19 protein-coding genes are annotated in these 17,334 nt (G+C 31.1%); 15 read left to right on the forward strand and 4 right to left on the reverse strand.

Annotation, left to right across the window (positions count from 1 at the left end; genetic code table 11):
• The first annotated feature begins 28 nt into the window (after window positions 1-28).
• From ELQ16_RS05575 to ELQ16_RS05630, 12 genes are read left to right on the forward strand one after another with little or no spacing between them, the layout of a single operon-like run.
• A complete protein-coding gene (locus tag ELQ16_RS05575; RefSeq protein ID WP_134238576.1) occupies window positions 29-1,123 on the forward strand; it encodes a restriction endonuclease subunit S in 1,095 nt (364 codons plus the stop codon).
• A 54-nt stretch (window positions 1,124-1,177) separates the two neighbouring features.
• Window positions 1,178-1,879: an NAD-dependent deacetylase gene (locus ELQ16_RS05580; protein WP_134238577.1), complete on the forward strand. Its 702-nt coding sequence runs from the start codon at window positions 1,178-1,180 to the stop codon at window positions 1,877-1,879.
• Window positions 1,872-2,471 carry a LysE family transporter gene (locus ELQ16_RS05585; protein WP_134238578.1) on the forward strand — a complete coding sequence of 200 codons (600 nt, stop codon included), beginning with the start codon at window positions 1,872-1,874 and terminating at the stop codon, window positions 2,469-2,471. Before ELQ16_RS05580 ends, ELQ16_RS05585 begins: the two co-directional genes overlap by 8 nt.
• A gap of 3 nt (window positions 2,472-2,474) precedes the next feature.
• On the forward strand, window positions 2,475-3,572 hold the full coding sequence (dapE, locus tag ELQ16_RS05590; RefSeq protein WP_134238579.1) for a succinyl-diaminopimelate desuccinylase: 1,098 nt from the start codon (window positions 2,475-2,477) through the stop codon (window positions 3,570-3,572).
• A 9-nt stretch (window positions 3,573-3,581) separates the two neighbouring features.
• On the forward strand, window positions 3,582-3,773 hold the full coding sequence (gene thiS / locus ELQ16_RS05595) for a sulfur carrier protein ThiS (RefSeq protein ID WP_134238580.1): 192 nt from the start codon (window positions 3,582-3,584) through the stop codon (window positions 3,771-3,773).
• The gene (gene thiF / locus ELQ16_RS05600; RefSeq protein WP_134238581.1) at window positions 3,770-4,573 is read left to right on the forward strand and encodes a thiamine biosynthesis protein ThiF; all 804 of its coding nucleotides are present in this window, start codon (window positions 3,770-3,772) and stop codon (window positions 4,571-4,573) included. The genes thiS and thiF overlap by 4 nt, the downstream gene beginning before the upstream one ends.
• 3 nt (window positions 4,574-4,576) lie before the next feature.
• Window positions 4,577-5,353, forward strand: a complete 777-nt coding sequence (locus ELQ16_RS05605) for a thiazole synthase (protein ID WP_134238582.1) — start codon at window positions 4,577-4,579, stop codon at window positions 5,351-5,353.
• Between the two features lie 2 nt (window positions 5,354-5,355).
• Window positions 5,356-6,501 (forward strand): 2-iminoacetate synthase ThiH, encoded by a 1,146-nt coding sequence (gene thiH, locus ELQ16_RS05610; RefSeq protein ID WP_134238583.1) that lies wholly within the window; start codon window positions 5,356-5,358, stop codon window positions 6,499-6,501.
• Window positions 6,491-7,096, forward strand: a complete 606-nt coding sequence (locus ELQ16_RS05615; RefSeq protein ID WP_134238697.1) for a thiamine phosphate synthase — start codon at window positions 6,491-6,493, stop codon at window positions 7,094-7,096. The genes thiH and ELQ16_RS05615 overlap by 11 nt, the downstream gene beginning before the upstream one ends.
• Window positions 7,093-7,983, forward strand: a complete 891-nt coding sequence (locus ELQ16_RS05620) for an AraC family transcriptional regulator (RefSeq protein ID WP_134238584.1) — start codon at window positions 7,093-7,095, stop codon at window positions 7,981-7,983. Before ELQ16_RS05615 ends, ELQ16_RS05620 begins: the two co-directional genes overlap by 4 nt.
• 60 nt (window positions 7,984-8,043) lie before the next feature.
• Window positions 8,044-8,895, forward strand: coding sequence for a YncE family protein (locus ELQ16_RS05625; protein WP_134238585.1), 852 nt, complete (start codon window positions 8,044-8,046; stop codon window positions 8,893-8,895).
• A 7-nt stretch (window positions 8,896-8,902) separates the two neighbouring features.
• A complete protein-coding gene (locus ELQ16_RS05630; RefSeq protein ID WP_134238586.1) occupies window positions 8,903-10,069 on the forward strand; it encodes an MFS transporter in 1,167 nt (388 codons plus the stop codon).
• On the opposite strand, the gene ELQ16_RS05635 is transcribed toward ELQ16_RS05630, so the two are convergent.
• On the reverse strand, window positions 10,066-11,850 hold the full coding sequence (locus ELQ16_RS05635) for an aminopeptidase P family protein (RefSeq protein ID WP_134238587.1): 1,785 nt from the start codon (window positions 11,848-11,850) through the stop codon (window positions 10,066-10,068). The genes ELQ16_RS05630 and ELQ16_RS05635 overlap by 4 nt on opposite strands.
• A 68-nt stretch (window positions 11,851-11,918) precedes the next feature.
• On the opposite strand from ELQ16_RS05635, the gene ELQ16_RS05640 reads away from it, so the two are divergent.
• Complete coding sequence (locus ELQ16_RS05640; protein WP_134238588.1) at window positions 11,919-12,572, forward strand: hypothetical protein; 654 nt, start codon at window positions 11,919-11,921, stop codon at window positions 12,570-12,572.
• Here the strand turns inward: ELQ16_RS05640 and ELQ16_RS05645 are convergent, their stop codons facing one another.
• Genes ELQ16_RS05645 through ribE form a run of 3 tightly spaced genes read right to left on the reverse strand, consistent with a single transcriptional unit; the run spans window position 12,573 to window position 14,044 of the window.
• Complete coding sequence (locus ELQ16_RS05645; RefSeq protein WP_134238589.1) at window positions 12,573-12,779, reverse strand: hypothetical protein; 207 nt, start codon at window positions 12,777-12,779, stop codon at window positions 12,573-12,575. It lies immediately after the preceding gene.
• Window positions 12,780-12,782: 3 nt separating this feature from the next.
• A complete protein-coding gene (locus ELQ16_RS05650) occupies window positions 12,783-13,463 on the reverse strand; it encodes a polyphenol oxidase family protein (RefSeq protein ID WP_134238590.1) in 681 nt (226 codons plus the stop codon).
• Window positions 13,427-14,044 carry a riboflavin synthase gene (gene ribE / locus ELQ16_RS05655; protein ID WP_134238591.1) on the reverse strand — a complete coding sequence of 206 codons (618 nt, stop codon included), beginning with the start codon at window positions 14,042-14,044 and terminating at the stop codon, window positions 13,427-13,429. Before ribE ends, ELQ16_RS05650 begins: the two co-directional genes overlap by 37 nt.
• 117 nt (window positions 14,045-14,161) lie before the next feature.
• On the opposite strand from ribE, the gene mnmG reads away from it, so the two are divergent.
• Window positions 14,162-16,021 (forward strand): tRNA uridine-5-carboxymethylaminomethyl(34) synthesis enzyme MnmG, encoded by a 1,860-nt coding sequence (mnmG, locus tag ELQ16_RS05660; RefSeq protein ID WP_134238592.1) that lies wholly within the window; start codon window positions 14,162-14,164, stop codon window positions 16,019-16,021.
• Window positions 16,022-17,311, forward strand: a complete 1,290-nt coding sequence (locus ELQ16_RS05665) for an arsenic transporter (protein WP_134238593.1) — start codon at window positions 16,022-16,024, stop codon at window positions 17,309-17,311.
• Window positions 17,312-17,334 lie beyond the last annotated feature (23 nt).

Consider the following 17,334-nt stretch of genomic DNA (forward strand, 5'->3'; position numbering starts at 1 on the left):
TAGAGGCATTTTCATTGAGGATGGCCTCATGAAAATTGCAAATGAAAACTTAAAATTAGAAAGCATAAGGTGGAAAGAATTTAAGTTAGAGCAAGTTTTTACTGAAATTAAAAGAGGAAAAAGATTAATTGAAAAAGATAGAAAAAAAGGTAATATACCTTATTATTCTGCGAGTAAGGAAAATAATGGTTTAACGGATTTAATCGCAAATCCACTTTTTATAGAAAAAGATAAAATTATTATAACTACATTTTGCGATTGTTATTATGTTGAAGGTGTTTTTACCGCTAGTGATGAGATTACAATATTTGGCAATAATGAGTTAAATAAATATAGTGGCTTGTTTGTGGCCAATATCATAAAAAATAATGCCTCTAAATTTGCGTTTGGTTACAAAGCTTTTACCGAAAGACTAAAGAGGCAAATTATACAACTTCCACAGGATGAAAATAATTTCCCAAATTGGCATTTTATGGAATCTTATATGAAAGCTATAGAAAAAGAGCATTTAGAAAAAATTACTACTTATTATAATGCAAAACTTGCTGAAGCTGATAGCGGGGGGGGGGGATTTGATTTAGATGAATATAAAGATTTCATTAAACAAGGTAAATCAAAGAGTATTCAATGGAAAGAATTTTATTTTGCTGATATTTTTAAAGAAATCAAGCGAGGAAAAAGGTTGATTAAAGATGATCAGATTCAGGGTAAAACCCCTTATGTTTCTTCAAGTGCTTTTAATAATGGTGTGGATAATTTTATAGATAATTATGAAAATGTAAGAAAATTTAGTGATTGCATCTCTTTAGCAAATAGTGGAAGTGTTGGCAGTGCGTTTTTTCACTCTTATGAATTTATTGCAAGCGATCATGTTACGCAACTCATACAACCTAAATTTAGTAAATATATTTATTTATTTTTACTTCCAATTATTGCTCGCTTAAGTGAAAAATATAGTTTCAATCGTGAAATTAACGATAAAAGGATTAAAAGAGAAAAATTATTGCTTCCTATGGATACTAAGGGCAATCCAAATTGGCAATTTATGGAAAATTATACAAGAAATATAGAGTATAAAAAAATAAGCAATGCTGTGGATTACTATCAGAAAAAGATTAAATAGCAATTATTTCTTAAAGCATTTTATGTTAAACTTTGAAAAATTCAAGGCTTAACAATGAAAAATATAATGATATTAAGTGGAGCAGGGCTTAGTGCTCCAAGCGGACTTAAAACTTTTAGAGACAATGATGGACTTTGGGAAGAATACGATGTAATGGAGGTTTGTTCTGCGACAGGCTTTAGAAAAAATCCTAAAAAAGTGCTTGATTTTTATGATGAAAGAAGAGTGCAATTAAAAGCTGTAAAGCCCAATCACGCTCATTTTAAAATAGCCGAGCTTAAAGAAAAACTAGGTAAAAATCTCTTTGTTGTTACACAAAATGTCGATGATTTACTAGAGCGTGCAGGATGTAAGGATGTAGTGCATTTACATGGTTTTTTGCCTGAACTTCGCTGTTTAAAATGTGAAAATATTTTTAATATAGGCTATGAAAAAATTGCAGATAAAAAATGCCCTAAATGTAAAAGCGAGAATTTAAGGCACAATATAGTGATGTTTGAAGAGCAAGCTCCTGCTTATGCTATGCTTTATTCTTTGCTCAATCAAACTTCAATGTTTATCAGTATAGGCACGAGTGGAGCGGTTTTGCCGGTGGGACATTATGCGTCGATGTGCGAAAAAAGTATTTTAAATATTTATGAAAAAGATGCGAATTTGGCTTCTTATTTTGATAAAGTTTATATAGAAGATGTTGTAAGTGCGATCGATAAGATTGAGCAGGATATAGAAAATTTTATGGAAAGTGTAAATGTTTGAGTCTTTATTAAATGGTATTATTTTAGGACTTGGTGTATGTGTTCCTTTTGGACCTGTGAATATTTTAATCTTAACTTATGCTTTAACTTCTTTTAAAAATGCTTTTAGCGTAGGGCTTGGAGCTATGTTAGCAGATGTGATTTATCTTTTGCTTTTAAATTTTGGAATTTTGAAATTTTTAAATAATGAATTTTTTTTAAAAATTCTTGCCGTATTTGGTTTTTGTTTTTTAAGCTATATAGCCTTTTTGACCCTAAAAGCTAAAGCTAAAAATTTGGAATTGCGTGGCAAAAGTGTTAAAGAAAATATAGGAAAAAGTTTTTTCAAAGGTTTGATGTTAAATATCACAAATCCTTATATTATAGGATTTTGGCTTAGTGTGGCAACTTTATCTGCCAGTAATGCTTATCCTTTAGCAATGGCTTTTGGTTTGATATTTATCATTTTTATATGGGTATTTTCGTTATCTTTTTTTGTAGGAAAGTATAGTTATTTATTTAGTGCAAAAGTTATTTTCCTAATCAATGTGGTTTCGGCTATAATTATAGAATATTTTGCACTCAATTTATTATATAGAACTTTTATAGGATGAAAAATGAATGCTAAGGAATTTTTAATAGAACTTTTAAAATTTAAATCAATCACTCCAAATGATGATGGAGCTTTGAATTTTATCGCTTTGGAATTAAATGACTTTGAGGCTTTTTTTATTGATAAAGAAGGCGTTAAAAATCTTTTGCTGACTAAGAAATTTAGAGATGAAGGTGAGCATTTAGCATTTGGTGGGCATGTAGATGTAGTGCCTGCGGGAGAAGGTTGGGGTAGTGATCCTTTTATCCCTTTAGAAAAAGATGGATATATTTATGCAAGAGGCGCGCAAGATATGAAAAGTGGCGTGGCTGCTTTTGTGGATGCGGTAAAAAATGTTAATTTTTCGGGTGCGAGATTAAGCCTTATTTTAACAAGCGACGAAGAAGGTGAAGCAAAATACGGCACAAAAGAGGTTTTAGAGTGGATGAAAGAGCAAAATATCTTGCCTGATTATGCTGTGGTGGCTGAGCCAACTTGCGTGAGTAAAATTGGCGATAGTTTAAAAATTGGGCGTCGCGGCTCTATTAATGGCAAACTTTTAATCCGTGGAAAGCAAGGACATGTGGCTTACCCTGAAAAATGCATCAATCCTGTGCATGATTTTGCTTCTGCTTTGAAATTTTTAGCAGATTTTGATCTTGATCCAGGCGATGAGCTTTTTTCTCCTTCGAAGATAGTAATCACTGATATTAGAGGTGGAATAGAAGTTTGCAATGTCACACCAAATGATTTAAGATTGATGTTTAATGTTAGAAATTCTCCGCAAACAAGCTTAGAAGATGTGAAAAATTATGTGGAAAAAATTTGCGAAGGCTTAAATTACGAACTAGAATTAAAGCAAAGCTCAGAAGCTTTTTTAACAGATAAAGAGAGCAAAATCGTTCAAAAACTTAATCACAGTATACAAAAGATTACTCGCGAAGTCCCAGAGTTAAATACCAAAGGTGGTACAAGCGATGCAAGATATTTTGCACAGTATGGCGTAAAGGTTGTAGAATTTGGCGTTTGTAATGATAGAATTCATGCCATTGATGAAAGGGTTAGTGTAGAAGAATTTGAAAAACTCTGCCTTGTTTTTAGAGATTTGATAGAGAATTTTTAAAGGTTTAGAATGATAATTAATGGAGAAAAACTTGAATTTAAAGAGCTTAAATTTACAGATTTTTTAAAGCAAAAAGGTTTTAAAATAGAATTTATTGCTTTAGAATTGAATGGTGAAATTATCCCGAAAAGTGAATTTGATAGTTTGATTTTAAAAGAAAATGATAGAGCTGAAATTGTAAGCTTCGTAGGTGGTGGTTGATGAGAATCAAATTTAACGGCAAAATGCTTGATACGGATTTTACCAATACTTTGGATTTTTTTGAAAGTGTGAGCAAAAATGATAATGATGTATGGATAGTCAATGGTTTTGCAACAAAGGAAAAAATAGAATTAAGCGAAGATGATGAGCTTTTTTGTATAGAAAGAAATACTTTACCGCCATTTGATGCACTAGATGCAATGATGAGAGCAAGACACACCCCAAAACTTCATGATAAACTTAAAAAAGCAAGCGTGGCAGTTTGTGGATTAGGTGGGTTAGGATCTCATATAGCTATAAATTTAGCAAGAAGCGGAGTAGGGCTTTTAAAACTTATTGATTTTGATGTGGTTGAACCTAGCAATCTTAACCGTCAAGCTTACCGTGTGAGCGATTTGGGCAAATTTAAAACCGAAGCCTTAAAAGAACAAATTAGCGAAATAAATCCTTACATCAGCACTCAAATTTGCACTCTAAAAATTGATGAAGAAAATTTGGCTTATTTATTTAAAGATATAGATATAGTTTGTGAAGCATTTGATAGCGCACAAGCAAAAGCTATGATGGCACAAAATTTTCACAAATTTTATAAAGATACGATTTTAATCTGTGCTTCAGGACTTGCAGGATATGGCGATAGCAACAGCATACAAACGAGAAAAATCGCAAAAAATTTCTATGTGTGCGGGGATTTAGTAAGTGGCGCTAAGGTAGGAAATGGCCTTTTAGCGCCGCGGGTAAATATTTGTGCAGGGCATCAAAGCAATCTTGTTTTGGAGCTTTTGGTAAATAAGGAGTAAAAAATGCAAGAAAATTTAAAAAATGATAAATTAAAAATAGGAAAATATGAATTTAACTCAAGATTTATTTTAGGATCAGGTAAATATTCTTTAGAGCTTATAAAATCAGCTATAGAAGAAGCCAAAGCAGAGATCATAACTTTAGCTTTGCGTCGTGCAAATACAGGGGAAATTGAAAATATATTAGACTATATCCCAAAAAGCGTGACTCTTTTGCCCAATACTTCAGGAGCTAGAAATGCAGATGAAGCCTTACGCATTGCTAGGCTTTCAAGGGAGCTTGGTTGTGGTGAGCTTATAAAGATAGAAGTTATAGGCGATAGCAAATATTTGCTACCGGATAATTATGAGACAATTAAGGCTTGCGAGCTTTTAGCAAAAGATGGATTTACACCTTTGCCTTATATGCATGCTGATCTTTATGCAGCTAGAGCTATGCGTGATGCTGGAGCAGCAGCTATTATGCCTTTAGCAGCACCCATTGGGAGCAATAAAGGTTTGTGTGCTAAGGAGTTTATACAAATTTTGCTTAATGAGATTGATTTACCTATCATTGTAGATGCAGGTATTGGAAACCCTGCACAAGCTTGTGAGGCTATGCAAATGGGAGTAAGTGCAGTGATGGCAAATACAGCTATAGCTGAAGCAAAAGACATTGCTTTAATGGCTAAGGCATTTTCTTTGGCAATTAAGGCTGGCAGAGCAGGGTATTTAGCGGGTTTAGCAAGTGTTGGCGAAGCTAAGGCTAGTTCTCCGCTTACTGGCTTTTTAAGGGATTAAGTATGCAAGATTATATGCAGTATTTACCCCATATGCAAGAGATAAAAAGCGATATTTTGACTAAAGTTTTAAATGAAGCTCAAAATTATGATGAGAGTAAGTTTGATGTTAAAGATGTTAAAAATGCTTTAAATTCCGCGCATTTAAGTATAGAAAATTTAAAAGCTTTGCTTTCAAGTGTAGCAGAAGAATTTATTGAAGAAATAGCTTTTAAATCAGCCCAAATGAAGCGAAAATATTTTGGAAATTCCATTTCGCTTTTTACTCCGCTTTATTTGTCAAATTATTGTAATTCTAAATGCGTATATTGTGGTTTTCAAAAAGGAAATAAAATTGCAAGAGCAAAGCTTGATGAGAGTGAAATTCATGAGGAAATGAAAGCAATCGCTAAAAGTGGTTTGCAAGAAATTTTAATGCTAACGGGCGAAGGCAGGGAATTTGCAAGTGTGGAATATATCGCTAAAGCTTGCAAGATAGCTAGGGAATATTTTAAGGTTGTAGGCGTTGAAATTTATCCTATGAATGAAGATGAGTATAGGATTTTGCATAAAAATGGTTGTGATTATGTGACGATTTTTCAAGAAACTTATAATCCTTTAAAATATTCTAAAATCCATTTAGGTGGAGAAAAACGCATTTTTCCTTATCGTTTTAACGCTCAAGAAAGAGCATTAAGAGCAGGGATGCGTGGAGTAGCATTTGGGGCACTTTTAGGCATTGATGATTTTAGAAAAGATGCGCTTGCTACCGCACTTCACGCATATTTTTTACAACAAAATTATGCGCACGCTGAAATTTCAATTTCGGTACCTCGTTTAAGACCGATTATTAATAATGCTAAAATCAACCCAAAAGATGTGAGCGAAAAACGCCTTTTACAAGTACTTTGTGCTTATAGGCTTTTTTTGCCTTTTGCTGGTATTACTATTTCAAGTCGCGAAAGGATAGGCTTTAGAGATGAGGTTATAAAGCTTGGAGCGACTAAAATGAGCGCGGGAGTGAGCGTAGGTATAGGTGAGCATAAAGGCGAGAAAAAAGGCGATGAGCAATTTGAAATTTCAGATGATAGAAGCGTAGAGGAAATTTTAACTATGCTTAAAAGATCAAATTTGCAAGCTGTAATGAGTGACAGTATCTATGTGGGATAAAAAAATTATTGCTATAAGCGATAGAAAATGTGTTCAAAAGGATTTTTTAAAACAGATCGAAAAGCTTGCAAAGGCCAGAGTAGATGCTATCGTTTTAAGGGAAAAAGATTTGAGCGAATTTGAGTATTTTGATTTAGCAAAAGAAGTTTTGGCCATTTGTGCAAAACATAAAACAACTTGTTTTTTGCATTTTTTTGATAGAGAGTGTTTAAAGCTTGGACACCGCTTTTTTCATGCGCCGCTAGATCTTTTAAGAAAAGATCCAAAGCTTAGCAAATATTTCCATGTAATAGGCACTTCAGTGCATAGCAAAGAAGAGCTTTTAGAGGCAATGAATTATGGGGTAAATTACGCTTTTGTGGGGCATATTTTTGAGAGTTCTTGTAAAGTAAATTTAGCTCCCAAGGGGCTTGATTTTTTAAAGTCTTTACTAGAATTTAGCAAAATTCCCCTTTATGCTATAGGTGGGATAAATGCACAAAATATCGAAAAATTTAAAGATTTGAATGTAGCAGGTGTTTGTATGCGTGAAATTTTAATGCGCGAAATTGATCTTAAAAATTACCTTTTAGAGTGTAGACAAAACTTGCAATGAGCGAAATTCTTTCTTTGCCGCGAGATTTAAAGCAACTAAAAGGTGTAAATTATAGAAATTTTAAGTCTTGCACTTTTGCAAAATACACACAAACAAATACTTCGCATTCCTCTTTTGTCAATGTAGAAAGTCATCTTTTAACCTTTGTTCGCAAGGGGTATAAAATTTTACATACCGCATCTAAAGATTATAGGATAGATTCTTATGAGACTTTATTTTTAAAAGCAGGGAATTATACTTTAAGTAATGTGGGGCTTAGTAGTGGAGTTTATGAGGCTTATTTATTTTTCTTTGACAATGCGTTTTTAATTGAACTTATTTATAAATATAAAGATTTTTTTAAGCTGGAGCAAAAGATGCAAGATTATGAAATTTTTTGGGTAAAAAACGATAAGATTTTACAAGGAATTTTAGAAAGCTTCACGCCGCACTTTGAAGAAAATACGCAAATTTTAGATCCTATTGTGAGTTTGAAATTTGAAGAGATTTTTTTACATTTACTTTTGAATAAAAATACTTATTTTATCAGCTTTTTGGCAGGAATTTTAAAAGAATTTCGTCTTGATCTTTCTTTGCTTTTTGAATATTGTGGTAGAGAATTTTTAAGTGTAAATGAAATGGCTGATTTTGCAAAATTAGATTTGGCTACTTTTTCTAAGGAATTTAAAAAATGTTTTGGGCAAAGTCCTAAAAAATGGTTAGATGAAAAAAGATTGCAAAAGGCAAAATTTTTGCTTGAATTTTCTAAAAAAAATGTGAATGAAGTAGCAAATGAGTGTGCTTTTTCTTCAGTGGCTTGGTTTATTGAAAGATTTAAAGAGCGATACGGAAAAAGTCCAAAACAATATCAAAAATCAAAAAACTTGTATTTTTTATCAAAAAACTGATACGCTTTTTTCTTTTTTCTTTTTATAATGTTTCAAAAATTTATTATAAAAGGAAAGAAAATGAAAAAATACATTTTAAGCTTAACACTTGGTGCAGCTTTGCTTGGTGCAAGTGAATTGAAATATCAAGAATTTGACGGCTTTAAAAGTCCTGAGAGTATTTTTGTGGATAAAAATTTTGTTTATGTGTCAAATGTGGGTGAAAAACTTGAACCTTTGGCGAAAGATAATGATGGTTTTATTTCAAAACTTGATAAAAATGGCAAGGTGCTTGAGTATAAATTTTTAAGCAATTTAAATGCACCAAAAGGTATGATGGAGCTTAATAATACCCTTTATGTAGTAGATATTGATGTGTTGCGTGGTTTTGATTTAAAAAGCAAAAAAGAAATTTTTAATCTCCCTATAAAAGGTGCAATTTTTCTAAATGATATTGAAAAATTAGATGATAATACGCTTGTAGTGAGTGATACTGGTACAGGGCTTATTTTAAAAGTTGATTTAAAAGAAAAATCATATGATGAACTTTTAAAACTTGATTTAGCCAAATTTGGCGGACCAAATGGGCTTTATTTAGATAATAAAAATAATAAGCTTTTTATAGCAGGTTATCATCCCAATGGTTTGAGTGGAGGTGTTGTAATGAGCTATGATTTAGCCAAAAAAGAGCTTAGTATAGTTAAAAATGAAAAAGAATCTTATGATGGCATTGTGCCTTATAATGATGCTTTGCTTGTAAGCTCTTGGGGTGAAAATTTAAATGGGCTTGTTTATAGTTTAGAAAATGGCAAAACTACAAAGCTTGAACTTCCTTCTATGAAAGGTTCTGCGGATATGTTTATTGAAGGCGATATTTTATGGATTCCTAAGATGGTAGAAGGTAAAATACTCAAAGTAAAACTTCAAAACTAAGGCTTTTATGGCTTCCTTTAAAAAGATTTTTTGGATCAATGTTGCTATTGTTATCATTGTAGCTTTTAATCTTAGGGCTCCCATTACTGCAGTGGGGCCTATCATTGATAATATTAAAAACACATATGATTTAAACTCCACTCTTGCAGGGGTACTCACAAGTCTTCCTTTGATAGCTTTTGGAAGTATTTCTTTTATTGTGGGTTATTTTTCTCCTATTCGTGCAATTGTTTTTGGGATTTTTTTGATCTTTATAGGTGAAATTATCCGCTCTTATTTTGGCGTGTATGGGTTGTTTGTGGGGATGCTAGCAATTGGCTGTGGTATAGCAATTGCTAATGTTTTACTTCCTAGCTTTATCAAAGAAAAATTTCCTAAAAAAATGGCAAGTATGATGGGAATTTATAGTCTTGTTTTAAGTATTTCTTCTATTGTTGGTATTGCTTTGGCTATACCTTTGTTAAATGTTTTAGATTTAAAATTATCGATGCTATTTTGGGTGATTTTTGCGTTTTTGGCTTTGATGATTTATTATCCACAAGCTAAAAATGGTAGAATTTTTCGTGTTAAGAAAAAAGAAGCTAAAAAAATCAATCTTTTTGCCAATTCAACCACTTGGAAAATCACTTTTTTCTTTGGTCTACAAGCTTTTTTGGCTTATGCTTTATTTTTTTGGTATATTCAAATTCTTATCGAAAAAGATATTTCAAAAAGCTTTGCGACAAATATTATGCTATTTTGCCAACTCATTGCTTTGCCAGTAGCACTTTTTGGACCTTTGCTTTTAGGTAAAATTAAAGCAAAATTTCATAGTTTATATATAGCAATTTTATGTGCGATGTATGTATTATCTTTTGGAATTTTGCTTTGTTTTAATGATATAAAAATGCTTATTTTGGCCGCATTTATCATGGGTTTTCCTTGGGGAGGTGTTTTTGGAATTTCTCTTTTATTTATTGCACAAAAAAGTGCTAATGCAAAAATTGCTGCCAAGCTTTCTGCTTTATCTCAAGGTTTTGGTTATTTAATTGCAGCTTTAGGACAGTGGATTATAGGCTTTTTTCATGATGAATTTGAGAATTTTCAAATTTCTCTTATTTTGCTCATCATAGTTTCTATTTTGCTTAATATTTTTGCATATTTAGCCTATAAAAGCAAAGTAATAGCTAATTAAATTTCTTGTGTTTTTCTTTTTAGCCATCGTGAAACTTTAGTATTTAAATAAGGGCTTAATTTTTGATATACTTCTTGATGATAAGAATTAAGCCATTGTTTTTCTTTTTCATCTAATAAATTTACATCAATGCAATTTCTTTCAAATGGACAAAGTGTAAGTGTTTTAAAATATAAAAATTCACCAAAATTTGTTTCTTTGGGATTTTCTATCTTGCAATTTAATACCAAATTTTCAAGCCTTATGCCCCATTGGTTATTTCTATAAATTCCAGGCTCTATAGAGGTGATCATTCCAATTTTTGCTTTATTTTTATCATTGATAGTAGCAGAATAAGAAAGACTTTGCGGACCTTCATGAACATTTAAAAAATAACCCACCCCATGACCTGTACCGTGTGCGAAATCTAATTGTTCTTTCCATAATATAGATCTTGTAATGCTATCAAGCAAAGGCATAGCTATGTCTTTTGGAAACACAGCACTTGCGATATTAATATGTGCTTTTAAAACAAGCGTGTAATCTTTGATTTGTTCAGCCGTGACTTTTCCCACTGGAATAACTCGAGTGATATCGGTAGTGCCATTTTTATATTGTGCTCCAGAGTCTATAAGTAAAAGTCCATTTCCTTCAATATAGGAAAAATTTGATTGCGTAGCCTTGTAATGAGGTAGGGCGGAATTGGCATTAAACCCTGCAATAGTAGCAAAACTGTTACTAATATATAAAGGATTTCTTGCTCGGAATTCTGTAATTTTTATATCGATATCTAATTCGCTTAGTTTTTCTTTTTTGTTTAATTTTTCTTCAAGCCATGCAAAAAAATAACACAATGCTATACCATCTTGCAACATTGCTTGTTCTATGTTTGCAATTTCTTTTGAATTTTTGCAAGCTTTAAGTATAGTGCTAGGCAGAGTGTGGTTTAAAATTTCCACACTTTGATCAATATCTTGCATTAGCAAAGCAGTCATTTTTGTTTCATCTATTAATAAATTAGTATTCTTAAGCGTTTTTAAATGGGTGTGAATTTCTTCGTAATTTTTAAGTGTAATGAAATCTTTAGCAAGTTTATTTTTAAGATTAAAGTCAATTTTTTCTAAATCAGTAAATAATAAAATTTCATTTTGGTTTAAAAATAAATAAGCATAAAATACGGGATTAAATTCTATATCATTTCCTCTTAAATTCGTAATCCAAGCTATATCATCAAGACTAGAAATAAGATGATTTTGTGCTTTAATTTTTTTCATTTTTTCGCGTACGAGATTGATTTTCTCTAAACGCGTAGGATAAGCAAAATTTTCTTCGTGTTCGTAGATGGGATTTTTAGAAAGCAAAGGACGATTTTGCCAAAAAGAGGAAATGAAGTCTTTGTGTTTTAAACAAATATTATTTTGAGAATTTAATTCTTGCTTTAAAGATAAAGGTAAAAGTGTAAAATCAGTAGCTAGAGTCAATTTTTGTTTAAAATTTAAGGTTTGTAGCCATTTTAAGAAATGATTATTTTGATCTTGTTTTTGTAAGGTAATTGTGCTTCCTTCGAGTTCTTTTTGAGCTTGAAGGAAGTATCTTCCATCTGTCCATAAGAAAGCTTGATTTTGAGTAATTACAAGTATTCCCGCTGATCCGTTAAAACCACTCATAAAAACACGAATTTTATAAAAATCAGGTATATATTCATTCAAGTGTGGATCTGTGCTTAAAATAAGATAAATATCAATATCTTCTTTTTGCATCATATGACGCAGGATTTGGAGTCTTGTTTGATAAATATTCATAGTTTTCCTTAAATTTTTAAAAAGATTAAAAATTTATAATATAATTTTCAAAACTAAAGGCAAATACAATGAAAGATTTACAATTAAAATCCAAACAAATTAAATTAAGCAAAGAAGATGATATACAAGTGCAGAATTTTTCAGCCAAAGGGGAAGAATTTGATTCCAATGAAGCTCAAATTAGAGCCAGTGGAGTTAAAATTAATGCGGGTAAAATTAGTATTAATGGTGGGGTTATAAAAGCTGGAAAGATAAGCATGCAAAGTGGAGGAGAAATAAAAATTTCTAATGCCAATATTAATGCACAAAAAATCGATTTAGAAGCCAAAAAACTTGATTTGAAAGATGAAAATAATTCTATTGATACGGGTTTAAATGGAGAAATAAATTTAAAAGCACAAGAGGCTTTAATTAATGCAAATAGCATTACAAGCAAAAAGCTTAATATTGATGTTAATGAAGGTAGCTTGTATCAAGATATCAAAGATTATGAAAACAAGGTAAATACACTACAAGGGTTAAATTATCAAATGAATAAAAATACAAATTTTAAAAGATATGTAAATGTATCGCAAGGTTTAAATTCTTTTGAAAATTATTTACCTTTAGAGGAAAATTTTGATATTGTTGTTCGTGATGAAGAAGAGCTAAATTCCAAATTTTATGAAGATGAGGATGGTTTTTTAAAAACAAGTGGGCTAAATATTATAAAGAAAAAATAATTATTTATTGCTTAGCAACGCCTTTTCTTTGGCCTTGATGAGTTCATTAAGACTTTGGATGATTTTTTGCTTATTTTTGTTTTTTATGGGTTTTAATGGAGTATTGACAAGCTGGGCCAGTAAATTTTCATTTAATAAATCAGGATCTGAAAATTCTCTTGCTTTTTGTATGATTTGTAAAACCCTTAAATCTTTTTTTTCATACATTAACTATCCTTTTAATGCTATAACACTTACAAAGCGTTTTGGGGTTTGATTTTTTCTGTAAGAAAAAAATCTTTCATCGCTAAAGGTGCAAATATTACAGTCTATTATATTTTTTATACCTAAATTTTGAGCTTGCTTTTTAACCAAACTTTTTAAATCTAATTTTTTATCTTGTAAAAATTTTTTAAAATGATTTTTGGCGTATTGTAAAACTTCTCCATTAATTTCATAATTTTTTCCACAAATTCCAGGACCGATGATTAAAATAAAATCATCAGAACTAATATCTTTATTTTGTTTTTTTATGCTTTGCAAAGCCACTTTTAAAATATTATCAAAACTACCTTGTCGCCCTGAATGCAAAGCTGCGATAATGCCGCTTTTATGCCATAATAATAAAGGCAAACAATCAGCACTTAAAACACATAGTGCTGTATTTTTTTGAGAGCTAACGAGTCCGTCACAAGTAAAATTTGCATGATTTATATCAGGATAAAACATAACTTTATTGGAATGAATTTGGTTCATAAAAACACATTTTTCTATAAATACTGCGTGTTCACTAAATAGATTTTCATCTAAAATTTTATCTTTAAAAACACTAAAATCCTCCCCAAAAGCACAAAATGCACTCATTTGCTCATTTTCTAGTAAAGGTAGGTAATTCTTTCTACTTCCTGCCATGAGAGTTCCTTGTTGTTTTGTTTGTAATCTAAGATATTTGCAATATAGCGAGCAAGTAAATCGCTTTCTATATTGATTTTTCTTCCTATGGCGTAATCTTTAAAAAGCGTTTCTTGAAAAGTGATAGGAATGATGGTAAGTCTAATTGAATCTTCAAAAATTTCATTGATAGTAAGACTTACTCCATCAATACCTATGCTGCCTTTTGGAGCCATTAAGCGCATAGCATTTTTAGGAAGCTTAATGAAAAAATCAACCCCATTTTCATTTTTATAAATTTTTGCAAGTTCTCCAATAAAATCAATATGTCCTTGCATCAAATGTCCATCAATTCTATCGCCGTATTTTAGAGCCGGTTCAATATGCACAAAGTCTTTTAAATTTTCTATAGCAAGATGAGTTCTACTCTCTTTAGAAAGCTCCACATCAAAACCTTTTGCAAAAATTTTAATTACACTTAAACAAGCGCCATTTATCGCTATACTATCACCTAAATTAGGCTTATATTTGGCCTCTAAAGAAAGAATATTATTTTGATAAGATTTGACTTTAGCGATTTCTCTGATTAATCCATTAAACATAATTTTCCTAGCTTTTTACTTGTAATTATACTCGAAATTTGCATAATTTTAAGTACTTTATTTCAAAAAATATTATATAATTCTATCCTTTTTTTAAAGCAAAATAAAGGCAAAATGATGTTTGATATTATTGTTATAGGTGGTGGGCACGCAGGGATTGAAGCAAGCGGAGTTGCTGCAAGAATGGGTAAAAAAACTTTGCTTTTAACTACTCTTATAGAGCAAATCGGTGCTGCAAGTTGTAATCCTGCTATAGGCGGACTTGCAAAAGGGCATTTGGTAAAAGAAATTGATGCTATGGGCGGTTTGATGGGTGAAATCACCGATATAGCAGGCATACAATTTCGCGTTTTAAATGAAAGCAAAGGCGTTGCGGTGCGTGGAAGTAGGGCACAAATTGATATGGATAAATACCGCATTGTCGCTAGAAACAAGCTTTTAAAACTACCAAATTTAGAAATTTCACAAGAACAAGTGTTAGAGCTTATTTTTGAAAAAGATTGCGTTATAGGCGTTAGAACAAATTTAAAAAATGAATATTTGGCAAAAAAAATTATTTTAACCACTGGCACTTTTTTAAACGGACTTATTCATATAGGAGAAAATAAACTCACCGCAGGTCGTGTAGGTGAACTTGCCTCTGTAAATTTGGGCGAAAATTTGCTAGGCACAAATTTAAAAATGGGAAGGTTGAAAACTGGAACTTGCCCAAGAGTAGATGCAAAAAGTATTGATTTTAGTGTTTTAGAAATTCAATATGGCGATGAAAAGCCAAAACCTTTCAGCTTTAGAACTAAAGATTTTAATCCCACTCAACTTCCTTGTTATATCGCAAGAACAAATTTAAACACTCATGAAATTATTAAAAACAATTTTTATCGAGCTCCGCTTTTTACAGGACAGATTGAAGGTGTAGGTCCAAGGTATTGCCCTTCTATAGAAGACAAAATTAATCGCTTTGGAGATAAAGAAAGCCATCATCTTTTTATTGAACCTCAAACCATTGATGCGACAGAATATTATATCAATGGCTTTTCAACTTCTTTGCCTTATGAGGTGCAAAAAGAAATGCTTGCTTCGGTAAGAGGTTTTGAAAATGCTAAAATTACACGATTTGGTTATGCGATAGAATATGATTATATAGAGCCAACTGAGCTTTATCACACTTTAGAAACTAAAAAGATAAAAAATCTTTATTGTGCAGGGCAAATTAATGGTACCACAGGTTATGAAGAAGCTGCAGTACAAGGTTTTATGGCAGGGGTTAATGCGGTTTTGGCTTTGGAGGATAAAGAGCCTTTTATTTTGCGTAGAGATGAAGCTTATATTGGGGTTTTGATTGATGATTTGGTGATTAAAGGTACAAAAGAACCTTATAGAATGTTTACTTCAAGAGCTGAATTTAGACTGCTTTTAAGAGAAGAGAATGCCATCATTAGGCTTGGAAAATATGGTAAAGAATTTGGGCTTTTGGATGAAAATTCTTCTAATTTTATAGAAAATATTCGCCTTAATACTGAAAAAGGTTTGAGATTGCTTCTTGAAAAAGAATTGACGCCAAATAACGAAAATAACGCATTTTTAGTAAATATAGGAGAAGAAAAAATCACCTCCATAGTCACTTTGCAAAAAATCGTTGCAAGAGCGAGCTTTGATATAGAAAAATTAAAAAAATTAGATTTAATTTTTGAAAATATGGACGAATATTCTTTAAAAGAAATTTTAAATGAGGCGAAGTATTATCATTATGTTGCTATGCAAAAGGCTCAAGTTGAAAAAATGAAGGATTTAATGAATTTAAAGATTCCAAAAGATTTTGATTTTAAGAGTGTGAGTGGGCTGAGTAATGAAGTAGTGGAAAAACTTGAAAAACATCAGCCTTTAACACTTTTTGCAGCTAGTGAGATTAGCGGAATCACTCCCGCAGCTTTAGATATTTTGCAAATTTATATCAAAATGCAAAAGAAAAAAGCTTAAATGCTTGCTTGGATAATTTTTTTAAGCACTTTAATTTTGCTTTTTTGGCGTCCGTGGAATTTACCTATTTGGTCTATTTCCATTTTGGGCGCTTTTGTGGCTTTTGTTTTAGGTATTGTGAATTTTAATGATGCATATTTTGTATTTAATATGATTTGGGATAGCTCTTTATCACTTATTGGGCTGATTATTTTATCTTTTAGTCTTGAAGTATTAGGATTTTTTGACAAAATTGCTTTTGCAATCTTGCAAAGTTCTAAAAAAGATCAAGTGGGGCAAAAATACACTCTTATTACTTATAAATTTATGATTTTTATCATATTTTTTACTGGATTTTTGGCTACTTTTTTTGCTAATGATGGAGCAATTTTGATTATTACTCCTATTATTTTGGCTCTTTTTTCTAATTTTAATTTTGAAAATGAAAAGGACAAATTTACACTCATTACTTTTTTACTCATTGCGTCTTTTGCTTGTGATTTTTTATCCAACACCTTAGTTATCTCAAACCTTACCAATATTATCACTGCAAATTATTTTAAACTTAGCTTTTTAAATTTCGCCTTTTCAATGTTAACGCCTAATGTGTTTGCTTGCATTGTTTATGTTGTTTTAAGTCTTATTATAGCTAAGATTTTTTTACCTAAAGAGCTTGAATTTGAAGTAAAAAAAATGCCAAATATTTCACAAAAAACTTTCATCTTTTGTTTTATATTTTTAACTTTTTTTGTTTTGGCTTTTTTTGTAGGAGAGTTTTTAAAATTACCCATTAGTGTATTTTCTTTAGGTGGGGCTTTGGTTTTTTTATTTATTTTTAGAGAAAAGATTTTAAATTTTTCTATGTTAAGAAATGCCCCTTGGGGAGTTTTAATTTTTAGTTTTGGTTTATATGTGGTTGTTTATGCTTTGCATAAAGAAGGTTTGAGTGAAAATTTCGTTTTTTTATTAAAATGGCTTCAAAATTATGAAAATTATAATACTTTCGCTTTAGGCTTTATTTCCGCTTTTGGCTCAGCAATTTTTAATAATCTTCCCATGGTAATGATAGGGGATTTAGCTTTAAAAGAATATTTTAATAATGAAATAAATTATACCTTAATTTATACTCATCTTTTGGGGTGCAACATAGGTGCAAAACTCACCCCTATAGGTTCTTTGGCTACTTTGCTTTGGTTGGGAGTTTTATCTAAGCAAGGGGTGAAAATTAGCATTAAAACTTATTTTAAATTCAGCATCATTCTAAGTCTTCCTGTTTTGTTTTCCGCTATTTTAGGGCTTTTATTGATATAAAATCTTATTTTAATGGTTTTATT

The organism is Campylobacter sp. US33a (assembly GCF_004378855.1).
Classification (GTDB): Bacteria; Campylobacterota; Campylobacteria; order Campylobacterales; family Campylobacteraceae; genus Campylobacter_D.

What these genes read in the sequence shown, in the direction of transcription:
- ELQ16_RS05575 (WP_134238576.1), top strand. Translation starts at nt 29, where the DNA reads ATGAAAATTGCAAATGAAAACTTAAAATTAGAAAGCATAAGGTGGAAA.
- ELQ16_RS05580 (WP_134238577.1), top strand. Translation starts at nt 1,178, where the DNA reads ATGAAAAATATAATGATATTAAGTGGAGCAGGGCTTAGTGCTCCAAGC.
- ELQ16_RS05585 (WP_134238578.1), top strand. Translation starts at nt 1,872, where the DNA reads ATGTTTGAGTCTTTATTAAATGGTATTATTTTAGGACTTGGTGTATGT.
- dapE (WP_134238579.1), top strand. Translation starts at nt 2,475, where the DNA reads ATGAATGCTAAGGAATTTTTAATAGAACTTTTAAAATTTAAATCAATC.
- thiS (WP_134238580.1), top strand. Translation starts at nt 3,582, where the DNA reads ATGATAATTAATGGAGAAAAACTTGAATTTAAAGAGCTTAAATTTACA.
- ELQ16_RS05605 (WP_134238582.1), top strand. Translation starts at nt 4,577, where the DNA reads ATGCAAGAAAATTTAAAAAATGATAAATTAAAAATAGGAAAATATGAA.
- thiH (WP_134238583.1), top strand. Translation starts at nt 5,356, where the DNA reads ATGCAAGATTATATGCAGTATTTACCCCATATGCAAGAGATAAAAAGC.
- ELQ16_RS05615 (WP_134238697.1), top strand. Translation starts at nt 6,491, where the DNA reads ATGTGGGATAAAAAAATTATTGCTATAAGCGATAGAAAATGTGTTCAA.
- ELQ16_RS05620 (WP_134238584.1), top strand. Translation starts at nt 7,093, where the DNA reads ATGAGCGAAATTCTTTCTTTGCCGCGAGATTTAAAGCAACTAAAAGGT.
- ELQ16_RS05625 (WP_134238585.1), top strand. Translation starts at nt 8,044, where the DNA reads ATGAAAAAATACATTTTAAGCTTAACACTTGGTGCAGCTTTGCTTGGT.
- ELQ16_RS05630 (WP_134238586.1), top strand. Translation starts at nt 8,903, where the DNA reads ATGGCTTCCTTTAAAAAGATTTTTTGGATCAATGTTGCTATTGTTATC.
- ELQ16_RS05635 (WP_134238587.1), bottom strand. Translation starts at nt 11,850, where the DNA reads ATGAATATTTATCAAACAAGACTCCAAATCCTGCGTCATATGATGCAA.
- ELQ16_RS05640 (WP_134238588.1), top strand. Translation starts at nt 11,919, where the DNA reads ATGAAAGATTTACAATTAAAATCCAAACAAATTAAATTAAGCAAAGAA.
- ELQ16_RS05645 (WP_134238589.1), bottom strand. Translation starts at nt 12,779, where the DNA reads ATGTATGAAAAAAAAGATTTAAGGGTTTTACAAATCATACAAAAAGCA.
- ELQ16_RS05650 (WP_134238590.1), bottom strand. Translation starts at nt 13,463, where the DNA reads ATGGCAGGAAGTAGAAAGAATTACCTACCTTTACTAGAAAATGAGCAA.
- ribE (WP_134238591.1), bottom strand. Translation starts at nt 14,044, where the DNA reads ATGTTTAATGGATTAATCAGAGAAATCGCTAAAGTCAAATCTTATCAA.
- mnmG (WP_134238592.1), top strand. Translation starts at nt 14,162, where the DNA reads ATGTTTGATATTATTGTTATAGGTGGTGGGCACGCAGGGATTGAAGCA.
- ELQ16_RS05665 (WP_134238593.1), top strand. Translation starts at nt 16,022, where the DNA reads ATGCTTGCTTGGATAATTTTTTTAAGCACTTTAATTTTGCTTTTTTGG.